Origin of the sequence: Anabaena sp. FACHB-1391 (assembly GCF_014696755.1) — a bacterium.
Taxonomy (GTDB): Bacteria; Cyanobacteriota; Cyanobacteriia; order Cyanobacteriales; family Nostocaceae; genus Dolichospermum; species Dolichospermum planctonicum.
Map to the genome: position 1 here is coordinate 15,545 of NZ_JACJQS010000007.1, position 12,722 is coordinate 28,266.

General features: G+C 37.3%; 12 protein-coding genes and 1 pseudogene. 7 read left to right on the plus strand and 6 right to left on the minus strand.

All coding sequences use genetic code 11. The features are described from left to right. Window positions 1–57: 57 nt before the first annotated feature. Window positions 58–1,242: a radical SAM family heme chaperone HemW gene (gene hemW, locus H6F62_RS04875; RefSeq protein WP_190371470.1), complete on the minus strand. Its 1,185-nt coding sequence runs from the start codon at window positions 1,240–1,242 to the stop codon at window positions 58–60. A 255-nt stretch (window positions 1,243–1,497) separates the two neighbouring features. Here hemW and H6F62_RS04880 point away from each other — a divergent pair, with 255 nt between their 5' ends. Then, window positions 1,498–2,574 carry a PIN/TRAM domain-containing protein gene (locus H6F62_RS04880; RefSeq protein ID WP_137906217.1) on the plus strand — a complete coding sequence of 359 codons (1,077 nt, stop codon included), beginning with the start codon at window positions 1,498–1,500 and terminating at the stop codon, window positions 2,572–2,574. A gap of 119 nt (window positions 2,575–2,693) precedes the next feature. Here H6F62_RS04880 and H6F62_RS04885 read toward each other — a convergent pair whose 3' ends face one another. From H6F62_RS04885 to H6F62_RS04895, 3 genes are all read right to left on the minus strand, one after another. After that, a complete protein-coding gene (locus H6F62_RS04885) occupies window positions 2,694–2,876 on the minus strand; it encodes a PIN domain-containing protein (protein ID WP_190371471.1) in 183 nt (60 codons plus the stop codon). After that, entirely contained in the window at window positions 2,869–3,099 is a 231-nt protein-coding gene (locus tag H6F62_RS04890) for a hypothetical protein (protein WP_028084193.1), read from the minus strand. Before H6F62_RS04890 ends, H6F62_RS04885 begins: the two co-directional genes overlap by 8 nt. A 319-nt stretch (window positions 3,100–3,418) precedes the next feature. Next, on the minus strand, window positions 3,419–4,216 hold the full coding sequence (locus H6F62_RS04895) for a M15 family metallopeptidase (protein WP_190371472.1): 798 nt from the start codon (window positions 4,214–4,216) through the stop codon (window positions 3,419–3,421). Window positions 4,217–4,306: 90 nt separating this feature from the next. Between H6F62_RS04895 and H6F62_RS04900 the strand changes: the two genes are divergently transcribed. Then, window positions 4,307–5,224 (plus strand): AEC family transporter, encoded by a 918-nt coding sequence (locus H6F62_RS04900; RefSeq protein ID WP_137906219.1) that lies wholly within the window; start codon window positions 4,307–4,309, stop codon window positions 5,222–5,224. Between the two features lie 74 nt (window positions 5,225–5,298). Here the strand turns inward: H6F62_RS04900 and H6F62_RS04905 are convergent, their stop codons facing one another. Beyond that, window positions 5,299–5,820, minus strand: coding sequence for a phosphoribosyltransferase (locus H6F62_RS04905; protein ID WP_190371473.1), 522 nt, complete (start codon window positions 5,818–5,820; stop codon window positions 5,299–5,301). 56 nt (window positions 5,821–5,876) lie between these two features. Between H6F62_RS04905 and H6F62_RS04910 the strand changes: the two genes are divergently transcribed. The 5 genes and pseudogenes from H6F62_RS04910 (at window position 5,877) to H6F62_RS04930 (ending at window position 11,674) form a co-directional block, all read left to right on the plus strand. Next, a complete protein-coding gene (locus H6F62_RS04910) occupies window positions 5,877–7,328 on the plus strand; it encodes an MFS transporter (RefSeq protein WP_190371474.1) in 1,452 nt (483 codons plus the stop codon). Window positions 7,329–7,589: 261 nt separating this feature from the next. After that, on the plus strand, window positions 7,590–9,641 hold the full coding sequence (gene argS, locus H6F62_RS04915; RefSeq protein ID WP_190371475.1) for an arginine--tRNA ligase: 2,052 nt from the start codon (window positions 7,590–7,592) through the stop codon (window positions 9,639–9,641). A 245-nt stretch (window positions 9,642–9,886) separates the two neighbouring features. Then, window positions 9,887–10,090, plus strand: a pseudogene (locus tag H6F62_RS04920) (nucleotidyltransferase family protein); the annotation flags it as partial. Between the two features lie 234 nt (window positions 10,091–10,324). Then, on the plus strand, window positions 10,325–11,485 hold the full coding sequence (iscB, locus tag H6F62_RS04925) for an RNA-guided endonuclease IscB (RefSeq protein WP_190371476.1): 1,161 nt from the start codon (window positions 10,325–10,327) through the stop codon (window positions 11,483–11,485). Between the two features lie 39 nt (window positions 11,486–11,524). Next, window positions 11,525–11,674 carry a hypothetical protein gene (locus tag H6F62_RS04930; RefSeq protein ID WP_228036407.1) on the plus strand — a complete coding sequence of 50 codons (150 nt, stop codon included), beginning with the start codon at window positions 11,525–11,527 and terminating at the stop codon, window positions 11,672–11,674. 157 nt (window positions 11,675–11,831) lie between these two features. Here the strand turns inward: H6F62_RS04930 and H6F62_RS04935 are convergent, their stop codons facing one another. Next, window positions 11,832–12,716 (minus strand): 4-hydroxybenzoate solanesyltransferase, encoded by an 885-nt coding sequence (locus tag H6F62_RS04935; protein WP_137906224.1) that lies wholly within the window; start codon window positions 12,714–12,716, stop codon window positions 11,832–11,834. Between the last annotated feature and the right edge of the window lie 6 nt (window positions 12,717–12,722).

The following is a 12,722-nucleotide window of genomic DNA, read 5'->3' on the forward strand; positions in this document are numbered from 1 at the left end:
TTTACTTTTCGTTACTTGTGTCGGGTTTTTCCCGTTCACCTACTTGTACTCTTCGACTTATTCTCCCAATTTTTCAAACAATTCTGCCAACATGACGTTAGAAAATATAAAACCATCGGTATCGCTAAAGCGTAACTTTTCTTTAACAATTTTCACCCAACCTCGATCAAAGTATGGTCGCAAACAGCTTTGAATTTTCTCAACTTGATGATTACCAAATTTAGCGGCTAGGGAATTTAAATTAACTCCTTCCGCTAACCGTAGTCCTAGCATTAAAGTTTCTAATAATATATCATTTGCAGAAGTGACTGGACAATCCATGACAGCACCGGCTTTTAACCATTGGTAATATTCCTGGGTTTTGCGGGGACGGGTAAAGCGTTTACCTTGAGTATAGCTGGCTGCACCCATGCCAAAACCATAATAAGGACGATTTTCCCAGTAGACTCGATTATGTCTACATTGGTGTCCTGGTTGGGCATAATTGGAAATTTCATAATGTTCATAACCGGCCTGTGTTAACATTTTATGCCCTAGATGATACATTTTAACTGTGGTTTCATCTGTGGGTAAAGGATGATCTCCCGGCCGATAATAACGGTTGAAGACTGTTCCCGGTTCAATGGTAAGATCATAGACGGAAATATGGGTTGGTGCTGCTGCTATAGCTTGAGTTAAAGAATCTTGCCATAATTCTAAACTCTGGTGCGGTAAGCCGGAAATTAAGTCTAAGCTAAATTCGGGAATCTCGACTTTATGGATTAACTCTATAGCTGTAATAATATCTACCAGTGTATGCGATCGCCCTGCGGTTTTCAACAATTCTGCTTGGAAAGCTTGTACACCCAAACTTACGCGATTTACTCCTAAGCTGCAATAACCAGCGATATGTGCTAAATCAAACGTCCCTGGATCAATTTCCATAGATATCTCTACCCTAGATGTGATCCCAAACCGCTTTTCTAAGGTTGTTAATATACGTTGTAATTGTTCTGTTGATAATAGCGAAGGAGTACCACCGCCAAAAAAAATTGTTTCTAAGGGTTGACCATAAACCGGCGCAGTTCTGATTTCTTGACATAAAAATTCAACATATTCGTTAATTGTCCCAGAATTTTCACCCCGCGAGCGATCGCCTACCACGAATACGGGAAAATCGCAATAATAACATCGTCGTCGACAAAAGGGAATATGTACATAAGCAGAACGAGGAATCTCCCAACCAGTATTTTGTTGAGTCATTCTTTTAAAAATTGTGAGGTGAATGTGATTTGAATATTAAAAATCATGAAAATGAGGAGTTTGTTGCTAAAATTTTCGCCTTTTTGCCTAAAAATAAAAATAATATGCAGTTAAAACTCTTTAGTTATAATGTTGGCATATTTCCTCGGTCTGATCAGATAATATGATTTCATATTTCTGAATTTACCCAACAGGATAGAAGCAAGCATACTTTACTTTATCAAATAAATACCGTTGTAGGAACACAACACCACCATGCTGGATGTCTTTATTATTCTCTCATTTATCTTAGCAGCGTCGGGGATAGGTTATTTCAGCACTGATCTACTCTCCCCAGGTACTCTTAATGGAGTCACGAATGTAGAGGCCTTACGCTTAGTTATAGCCGTCTTTGCTGCCATTATTGGCGGTGCTGTAGGGCTAAGTTTCCAAACTACATACCGTCGTTTAGAATCACAAGTCCGGGAAATGCCTCTGGAAGCGATTTTAACCCGGTCTATTGGCTTAATAATTGGGCTACTATTAGCTAACTTGATGTTAGCACCTCTATTTTTACTACCCATTCCTCCAGATTTTAGCTTTATTAAACCCCTTGTAGCTGTTGTTGGCAGTATTATCCTCTCTGTTACAGGCATGAACTTGGCCGATACCCATGGACGGGGATTATTAAGGTTAATTAACCCCAATACTGTGGAAAGTATGGTAGTAGAAGGAACTCTTAAACCTGCTAATACCAAAGTTTTAGATACTAGCTGTATTATAGATGGCCGCATTGAAACACTACTAGAAACGGGATTTTTAGAAGGGCTAATTCTTGTTCCCCAATTTGTTTTACAGGAATTACAGCAAGTAGCTGATGCTACCAAAGACCAAAAACGGGTCAGGGGCAGAAGAGGGCTAGAAATTCTCAACCGCATTCGAGAAACTTACCCGGAACGTATTTTAATTAACCCTGTGGATTATGAGGACACTCCCAACGTTGATGCTAAATTAGTCCGTTTTGCTCAGGAAATTAATGGGACATTACTGACTAATGATTATAACTTATCAAAGGTTGCTAGTGTGCAAAAAGTCCCGGTTTTGAATGTTAATGATTTAGTAAATGCCGTCAGGCCAACTTATTTACCTGGTGATAATCTTGATTTGAAAATTCTCAAAGAAGGTAAAGAACCAAGTCAAGGAATTGGTTATTTAGATGATGGTACAATGGTAGTAGTGGAAGAAGGTAGCCCTTATGTGGGTGGTGAATTACGGGTAGTAGTCACCAGCGCCTTACAAACTTCCGCCGGGAGGATGATTTTTGCCAAACCCCAAGCCTCTGCATTAGCGTAAAGCATAAAGTAGCGATCGCCTCCACAAAACCATAAATAAATATAGTATGGTGCGTCAGACTGCATAAATCATGTAAATAAACAGATTCTTGATTCTGACCCATCCTACATCATATTTACTCAAGCGATCGCTTTTCGGTTGGTTGAATAAACGTCTATTATTTCTTGCCAAATCGCCTCAGAAATCAAAATATTTCCTTCATGTCGAGCTTTATCTAAAGCTTGAAGCGGTTGACTCTTTTTAAATAATAAAGCACTAACAATAATATTGGTATCTAAGACATATTTAGGAAGATTATTCATTCAGAATTGTCTCCAAAATTTCCGGTGTCAAGCCTCTGGAAACTGCTCTATCACTAATTTCATCCATCAATTTACCAAGAAAATCAACTTCCTCATTCAGATCCTCTCGTAAAAATAAACTAACAAGCGCCGCCAAAGATTGCTTTTTCCGTTCTGTTGCTTTTTGATAGGCTTGAGCAACGTTAGGACTCACTTTGATTGTAATTTCTTCACTAATCTGCATAGTCAAGACTTGTTGATAGTATTTATACTATTATATCGAAGCAGGGCGATTGCTGCGATCGCCCTCCAAATAAATACAGCCTTTTCCGCTCTGATGAGGTACAAAGTTGAATCATGAAACTCTTGTGGTGCGGGCATCTTGCCCGCTAGATATGTACCTCATAACACCGGGAAGTGCTGTATTATTTAGGGCTTACTGAAAAAGTGGGAAAAGGCAAGAAAAATGACTAAATAATTAGGCAAAAGCAAATAAAAGCAAATAATTGATGTCTCCCGGTTTGATGTTTATTCAGTAAGCCCTAACTATTGTAAATCTCCATTTATGGTGTTTTTATAGGTTTGATATTTTTGGCTTTATAAAATGTTTCTAAACTATCACTATCACCCACAAAACGCCAATGCCAAGGTTCATAACTCACACCTTGAAGATTATCTTTAGGAAAGGAAATTTCAAAACTAAATCTGGCAGCATTGGCTTGTAACCACTGATAAGCTTTAGTATTTTCAAAATTAGCTTGTAAATTAGTGGCGGGTACTGCACCATCGCCAATATCTACAGCATAGCCTGTATGATGTTCACTATGATTAGGAGGTGCGCTTAGAGACGCTCTTTCTGCTGGAGTTTGGTTACGTTGTGCGCCAATATCAAAAAATAACTGCTTTTGCTCTTTTACGGAACGAAAGCCAGAAATTGGCACTAAAATTACTCCTGCACTCCTCGCTGCTTGTACCATAGCTTGAAATTTGACAGCAGCAGATTTTCGCATTCTGATCCTATTGTCAGCCGTAATTGGGGCTAATTCTGACTCTGGTGCTTCTGAATATGGGAAATGTCCCAAGACTGTATCATCCTTAGCAGGAGTATTATTAGCTACTGATATAGGTTTAATCGCTTCCGGCACGGAATTAGCAGTTTGCTTAGGTGTTGTCAGGGAAAACAAAAAACCACTAGAGACAGCCAGCAGCAAAAATCCGGCAAATCCACTGATGATTACAACTTGTGTTTTTAATTTTATACTACTTATAGCATCAGAATTATCACGAATGGCTATGGGAATATCATCATCAGAGTGAGGAGAGGAATTGTGTGGTTTTTTGGGAAACCCAGCTTTATTCAAGTTTTTGCTCCTATTTGTGTTTAATGGTTAAAGAAGGTCAAAGGCCAGAGTTTTTTGGATTTTTAATTCTTAATTATTTTAGGTGTAATTTTGATAGATATTTTAGAACTATATCTCCGATTAGTGGGATTAATCCTGATAGGATTTATACTGGGACGTAAATTACCCGGTAATGCTTCCATTTACATAGGTCAATTTCTCTATTGGGTGGGAGTACCTATTGGTATTATTGGTTTTTTACTGCAAACAGACTTATCAGGACAAATTTGGATTGCACCAATAATAGCGCACTTAGCCATTTTTATAGGGGCATTGTTAGCCTGGCTAGGAATCAAAGTACAAGCCAACTTCACCACCTCAGTCCCCCCAAGAGCAACTCAAGGTAGTCTGATTTTAGCAGCCATGGTAGGTAATACAGGTTATCTGGGTTTTCCCATAACTTTAGCAATGGTAGGTAAAGAATATTTTGCCTGGGCTTTATTTTATGATATGTTAGGCTCACTCTTTGGCGCTTATGGTTTAGGTGTGGTTTTAGCTGCTAAATTCGGCAACAATATCCAAAATCGCATCCAAGTAGCAAAGGTAATTTTTATTAACCCCGCGCTGTGGAGTTTTGGATTTGGCTTACTGTTGCGTCAAGTCGCGCTTCCTGAGTCAGTAGTATTTTTGTTAGAAAAATTGGGTTGGAGTACAGTAGCTTTATCCTTAATGTTAATTGGTATGAGATTTTCACAATTAAAATCCTGGACTAAATTACCACAAGCGGGGAGTAGCATCTTCATTAAAATGGTACTAGTTCCCCTGATTTTAGGTAGTACCCTCTCCCTTTTTGGTGTCACTGGTAAAGCAGCGCAGGTGATAGTTTTGCAAATGGCCATGCCACCAGCCTTAGCTACACTGGTAATAGCAGAAACTTTTGATTTAGATCGTGATTTGGCTGTCACCGCTTTAGCAATGGGGATGATAGTCTTGTTATTTACTCTTCCTCTTTGGTTATGGCTGTTTTAATTAAAAGCGGAAAAGTAGAGACGTTCCATGGGTAGCGATTCTCGTCCCTACAGAAATCCTGGATAATATTTAGATTATGTGACTACTAAATTATGCTTTTTTGCCAACTCCCCAGGACTAATATATTCGTAATGTTCAAAAGGTTGATGAATCCAAGGATTATCGGGCAAATAATCAGTATAGTAATCAGGTACAACAACAGAACAAGCTTTATACCAAATTACAGCGGTGCGAACTTCTACAATGGGGGATTGTCCATAAGAGTATAACCACGTAACTGTTTTTTGAATAGTGACACCAGAATCTACTAAATCATCTACAAGCAGAATCCGCGAACCTAAATTTTCACTAGTCATGGTTAATTGACGGGAAATAAGTAAATTATTTCTCTCTTGTTTACCCATGTCGCTGTAAGATGAGGTAGATAAAATTGCCAAAGGTTGATTGTAGATACGGGAAAGAATATCTCCTACACGCAGTCCCCCCCTAGCTAAACAGACAATTTGGTTAAATTCCCAGCCTGATTGATAAATTTTAACGGCTAATTGTTCAATTTTGTGGTGGTAATCTGGCCAAGAAATGTAAAGGTCTGACATAGGACTAAAAAAGTGTGCTAATAATTATCAATTGTCAACTAATATGGGTGTAATTTATGGTTAAGGATAATTCCGATAATAAGGATTTTCACCAATCGCTAACCAGTAAAAAATTAGATTTAAAAACCAAACTAGCTTATGGTGCTGGAGATTTGGGTCCTGCTATTACTGCAAATATTGCTGTCTTTTACATGATGGTTTTCTTTACTAATGTAGCCGGAATTTCAGCAGGTTTGGCAGGTAGTATTTTGATGATCGGCAAAATTTGGGATGGTATCAATGATCCCGTGGTGGGAATGTTGACTGATAAAACCCAATCCCGTCGTTGGGGTCGTCGTCTACCTTGGCTTTTATATGGGGCAATTCCTTTTGGTGTTTTCTTTTTCTTACAATGGATTGTCCCCCAATTTACTGCGGATAAAAGTATTAATGTTTGGTGTTTATTTTGGTATTATGTAGTGATTGGCATTGTATCTCAGGCATTTTATACCGTTGTGAATTTGCCTTATACAGCTATGACTCCTGAATTAACTCAAGATTATGATGAACGGACTAGTTTAAATAGTTTTCGGTTTACGTTTTCGATTGGTGGCAGTATTTTATCATTAATTTTATCAAAAATTATTTTCTCACAAATTAGCGATCGCCAACAACAGTATTTAGTTTTAGCCGCAATTTGTACTGTAATTTCTATTTCATCTTTGTATTGGTGTGTTTATGGTGTGCGCGATCGCATTTTGGCTTTTGAAGCTAAACGTATACAATTACCAAAAGAGGCAGAAATTTCGTTTTTTGAACAGCTAAAAATCGTCTTTACTAATAAACCCTTTCTCTTTGTAATTGCTATCTATCTTTTTTCTTGGTTAGGTGTGCAAATCACAGCCAGTATTATTCCCTATTTTGTCGTTAACTGTATGAAACTTAAAGAGGGAGATGTCCCCACGGTCATGATTGCAGTTCAAGGAACGGCTTTATTTATGTTATTTATTTGGAGTTATTTAAGTCAAAAAATTGGTAAAAAACTGGTTTATTTTCTAGGCATGAGTTCTTGGATTATTGCTGCTGGTGGATTATTTTTCTTACAGCCTGATCAAATTGGTTTAATGTATATAATGGCTATAATGGCAGGTGTGGGAGTTTCTACAGCTTATCTAATTCCCTGGTCAATGATACCTGATATTATTGAATTAGATGAATTACAAACCGGACAAAGACGAGAAGGAATTTTCTATGGTTTCATGGTTTTACTGCAAAAATTTGGTTTAGCTTTGGGGCTATTTTTAGTCGGTAATACTTTACAAGCTTATGGTTTTAAAGAGGCTGTTATTGGACAAAGTTCCTTACCTGTACAACCAGAATCAGCACTTTTAGCTATTCGTATCGCTGTTGGACCAATACCAACTGTTTGTTTAATAGCAGGTTTAGTGTTAATGTACTTTTATCCCATTACCCGCGAAATGCACGCAGAAATAATGCTAAAACTACAAGAAAAACAGGAAAGAATATAAAGCATTAGGCAGTTATAATACCAATTATCTTATCAAGATGTACCAACTTAGATAAGAAACGAACCACGAAGGAGCGAAGGACGCGAAGAAAGAAAAAAGAAGAAAAAAATAAAAGATCAAAAATTCAGCCCAGGCTCACAAAGAAATGGTATAATTATTGAGATAATTGTTTTAATATCCAGAATTATCTTTAAGTGATTATATTTTTAAGTTAAAATAATCAAGCATGACAACACTTTCGACGCAGATACAATTGATATAATGAACCCTACACAAGAACAACTAAAACTAAAATTAACACAGGCTTTAGTGGCTGCTTTTGGTACAGATTACACCAATACAGATCCAATTTTGGTTTCTGCCAGTAATCCTAAATTTGGTGATTATCAAGCTAATGTAGCTTTATCCTTGAGTAAAAAGTTAGGAAAGCCACCCCGAATTATCGCTGGGGAAATTGTCAGTAAATTAGATATATCTGATATTTGTGAACCTCCAGAAATCGCTGGACCCGGTTTTATTAATCTTAAATTACAAACATCTTACTTAGAAGCACAACTTAACGCTATTCAATTAGATTCTAGATTGGGAATACCTAAAGCGACAAATCCCCAAAAGCAAATTGTGGATTTTTCTAGTCCGAATATCGCTAAAGAAATGCACGTTGGACATTTACGTTCTACGATTATTGGTGATTCCATTGCCCGGATTTTAGAATTTTGTGGTCATGATGTTTTAAGATTAAATCATGTTGGTGATTGGGGTACGCAATTTGGGATGTTAATTACCTATTTGCGGGAAGTTTATCCAGAAGCACTCACTACCGCAAATGCTTTAAATATTGGGGATTTAGTTAATTTTTACCGCAAAGCTAAACAACGATTTGATGAAGATGCGGTTTTTCAAGAAAGTTCCCGTCAAGAAGTTGTGAGATTACAAGCAGGTGCAGAAGATACGCTTCATGCGTGGAAATTGTTATGTGAACAATCTCGACAGGAATTTAAAATCATTTATGATTTACTGAATATCCAATTAATAGAAAGAGGTGAATCTTTTTATAATCCTTTATTATCAAAAGTTGTAGAAAATTTAGCAACAACGGGATTATTAGAATCAAGTCAAGGGGCAAAATGTGTTTTCTTGGATGGTTTTACTAACAGAGAAGGTAATCCTTTACCCTTAATTGTCCAAAAATCAGACGGTGGTTATAACTACGCAACTACAGATTTAGCAGCTTTAGGTTATCGCATTCAAGAAGATAAAGCCAAGCGGATAATTTATGTGACAGACGAAGGACAATCTAACCACTTTGCCCAATTTTTCCAAGTAGCAAAAAAAGCAAATTGGATTCCTGATGATGTAGAATTAGTTCATGTTCCTTTTGGGTTAGTATTAGGTGAAGATGGCAAAAAATTTAAAACTCGTTCCGGGGATACTGTGCGGTTACGAGATTTATTAGATGAAGCTATTAACCGCGCTCGTGCAGACATAGAAAAGAGATTACAAGAAGATGGACGCACAGAAACGGAAGAGTTTATGCAAAATGTCGCCGAAGTAGTGGGAATTAGTGCGGTTAAATATGCTGATTTAAGTCAAAATCGCACCAGCAGTTATGTCTTTAGTTATGACAAAATGTTATCTCTCAAAGGCAATACAGCCCCTTATCTTCTCTATGCTTATGCAAGAATAAAAAGCATTGGTCGTAAAGCAGGTATTGAAGTTGAGAATCTCACAAATAATGTAGTCATTAACAATTTACAGTTTAATACAAACTGGAGGAAGATTATTGTTCCTTTCGGAATAAGTATAGGAGCAATATTATCCAGCAAAATAGCACTGAATGTTTTGGGTGCAATTCATGAAATACCATTACTATCTCCTTTATTTGAAGTGGTAGGTATTAGTTATAGTGGCTGGTTTATTTACAGGTATTTACTCAGGGTAGTTGACAGACAGAAACTACTCGGACAACTTGCAAATTTTACTGAAAATGTTTTTGGCAAAGACTCTGAAAAGCAAGATTATGAAGTCAAGAGTCATTTTATTTTGCAAGAAGAAACTGAGATTTCTTTAGCAAAGCACTTATTACAATTGGATCAAGTAATCAATGATCTTGAGCAAGATTTATTACCAAATCGGTTGTGTGATTATTTGTATCAACTCAGCGATAAGTTTAACAAATTCTATGAAAATTGTCCTGTTCTCAAATCAGAAGAACCTGCTAGAACTTCGCGGTTAATGTTATGTGATTTAACTGCAAAAACGCTGAAGTTGGGATTATCTTTGTTAGGAATTAAGGTTTTAGAAAGGATGTAAATACAAGCATTGGGTAGGGGTTTAGCTTTTGCTAAATCCTGACATAATATCAAACATATTCATTTCATTCAATATTTTTTGATAATATTCCGGTATTATTCTAAATTTATCCATTGCTAAATCTCATCTTTATATTGACAACTCCTGATGTAATATCATAAAATAGAGAGAGTTAAGGTTTCTCAAAAATAAATTATGGGAATTAAATGGGAATTAAAGAATTATTACTACCATTTCGAGAATAAATATTAAAGATTGCCACTAAATATGGTGCTGATAATTTGCGGGTTTTTGGTTCTGTCGCTAGAGGTGAAGCAACAGCAGATAGTGATGTAGATTTTTTAGTAGAACTTAAACCACAAAGTAGTTTATTTGATTATATTGGTTTAATGCAGGATTTAGCAGCATTGCTAGGACGAAAAGTGGATATTGCTGAACCTGATAATTTACGTAAATTACCCACCACTTCCCTTAGGGTAAGTGGGGGCTTTAAAAGCCCAGAGTTTACCCGACTAAGTGTTAAATCACTACGATTTTCAGGTCATCTCACCTACAAATACGTAGCCAGTTTGTAGCTGGTGAGGTTAACAGTTAAACAGGCTTATTGGGTTAATCCAGTGCTGTTAGCGTAAAAAGCCTTTAAATCTTTGTCCAGGCTAACATTACCCGCAAAGAGGGACTTTATGTCCAAAGTATTTGTTTTAGATACCAACTTCACGCCACTAAACCCAATTCATTCAGCGCAAGCTAGACAGTTATTGAGAAGCAAAAAAGCAGCAATTTATAGGCAATTCCCATTCACAATTATCTTGAAAGAATCTCGCTCAGATTTACTAATATCACTCCTAAGATTAAAGATTGACCCTGGTGCAAAGTTCACGGGAATGGTATTAGTTAATGATTCAACTGGCGAAGTTGTATTTGCTGCTGAATTAAAACATAGAGGCTTTGCAATTAGAGATGCTTTAACTTCTAGAAGCCAATTAAGACGTTCTAGACGTGCAAGAAAAACTCGTTACAGACAACCAAGGTTTTTGAATAGAACCCGTCCAGAAAGATGGTTAGCGCCGAGCCTACAAAGTCGAATTGAGAATATCAAAACTTGGGTTGAAAGATTGCGTAAACTCGCACCAATTGAGGCTATTAGTCAAGAATTAGTCAGGTTTAATATGCAGTTAATGACTAATCCTGATATTCAAGGTAAGGAATATCAGCGTGGTAGTAATTCAATTACAAATCTCACTTTAAGTTGTGAAAAGTGTAACACCAAAAAGGGAACGAAAGACATCAAATATTTTCTCAAAAAAGACCCTTTAAAGTTAGAAAAAATCTTGAAGCAAGCCAAAAGACCGCTGGCTGATGCAGCCGCAGTAAACACAACTCGTACTGCATTACTAGAAGTTCTAAAAGCAACCGGATTACCTGTAGAAACAGGTTCAGGAGGGTTAACAAAGTTTAATAGAAGTGAGCAAAATCTAGAGAAAACGCACTGGATTGACGCAGCTTGTGTTGGTAAATCAACTCCAATTCTCAATATCAAAGGTGTTAAGCCATTGTTAATTACAGCCAACGGACACGGTTCTAGACAATCTTGTCGAACTGACAAATACGGTTTTCCGAGTAGGCACGTACCGAGAGAAAAAATACATTTTGGTTTTCAAACTGGCGATATCGCTAAAGCAGTTGTCACCACGGGTAAAAAGATTGGTACTTATGTGGGAAAAGTGGCTATTCGTTCAACTGGTAGTTTCAATATTTATACTAAAAATGGATTGATTCAAGGAATATCACATAAGTTTTGTAAACGCATTCACGCAAAGGATGGTTATTCGTATGCACAATGAATTAATTAGAGATAAAGTATTAGGTGAAGCTGTACCGTTGTGAAAGATGAGCGTTTATATTTAAGTAATATTCAAGAATGTATTGAACGGATAGAGGAATATACAAAAGGTGGTAAAGAAGAAAGAATTTATGCAAACCAAGATGATTCAAGATGCTGTAATTCGCAATTTGGAAATCAAATGATATAAGAAAGCCACCCCCAACCCCCTCCCCACAAGGTAGGAGGGGACTATGATTTACCTTATTTAAGTGCATAACGCTATAATTAGGGGTTTGGCTAGTCTTTCTTGAAAGAGGGTGATCTGATATCTTGAGGATGTCAATTATTTTGTGTTTGATTGACCTTTATGACAAAAAACCAATAATCATTCCTGCCAAAATTACAAAACCAATCCAGACATTTTGACGAAACATTTCCCCATAAGCAGAATTAGGTATTTCTGGCTTTTGTAAGCGGATAATTTGCCAAATCCAGCCCATACTAGCCAGTATTAAACTGATCCAAAAAGCACTGTGTAAATTAACTAATAACCCTACTCCAGCTAGAAGTATAATAGTACCAATGAAGAAAATAGCGATCGCTGTAGGGGCATATTTACCAAAAAACAACGCGCTAGAATTAATACCAATGCGTTGATCATCTTGGCGATCGCTCATAGCATAAATAGTATCAAATCCTAAAGTCCATAGTACCGTCGCACCCCAAAGTAACCAAGTTGGTGCTGTAATATTAGCCGTAACGGCACTCCAACTAATTAAAACCGCAAAACCCCAAGCAATAGAAAGTACCAATTGGGGAATGGGAAATACCCGTTTTGCGCCAGGATAAAGTACAATAACAGGAACGGCTGCTACAGACAACCAGAAGCTTAAAGGGTTAAGATAAAAGGCGATAATAGCAGCACAGACCAGGGCGACCATCCCCACCACTATACCAATTTGAACGGAAAGGGCGCGAGATGCAAGGGGGCGGTTGCGTGTTCTCTCTACTTGGGGATCAATATCTCTATCCCATAAATCATTAACTACGCAGCCAGCCGCACTAGTAGCGATACTACCGATGATAATCACTCCCACCAGGGGTAAAGGTGGTTTACCCGCAGCAGCCAAAAACACCGCCCACAATGCGGGAATCATGAGAATTAATCTACCTTCAGGTTTATTCCACCGTAGTAGTAGGGTAATTGTCAGCCATAATGGTTGTTGGTTGGTTTTTGGTGTCCTTAACATATTTGC

Coding starts and splice junctions, on each gene's coding strand:
- H6F62_RS04885 (WP_190371471.1), bottom strand. CDS start 2,876: ATGAATAATCTTCCTAAATATGTCTTAGATACCAATATTATTGTTAGT.
- H6F62_RS04935 (WP_137906224.1), bottom strand. CDS start 12,716: ATGTTAAGGACACCAAAAACCAACCAACAACCATTATGGCTGACAATT.
- hemW (WP_190371470.1), bottom strand. CDS start 1,242: ATGACTCAACAAAATACTGGTTGGGAGATTCCTCGTTCTGCTTATGTA.
- iscB (WP_190371476.1), top strand. CDS start 10,325: ATGTCCAAAGTATTTGTTTTAGATACCAACTTCACGCCACTAAACCCA.
- H6F62_RS04880 (WP_137906217.1), top strand. CDS start 1,498: ATGCTGGATGTCTTTATTATTCTCTCATTTATCTTAGCAGCGTCGGGG.
- H6F62_RS04890 (WP_028084193.1), bottom strand. CDS start 3,099: ATGCAGATTAGTGAAGAAATTACAATCAAAGTGAGTCCTAACGTTGCT.
- H6F62_RS04905 (WP_190371473.1), bottom strand. CDS start 5,820: ATGTCAGACCTTTACATTTCTTGGCCAGATTACCACCACAAAATTGAA.
- argS (WP_190371475.1), top strand. CDS start 7,590: ATGAACCCTACACAAGAACAACTAAAACTAAAATTAACACAGGCTTTA.
- H6F62_RS04910 (WP_190371474.1), top strand. CDS start 5,877: ATGGTTAAGGATAATTCCGATAATAAGGATTTTCACCAATCGCTAACC.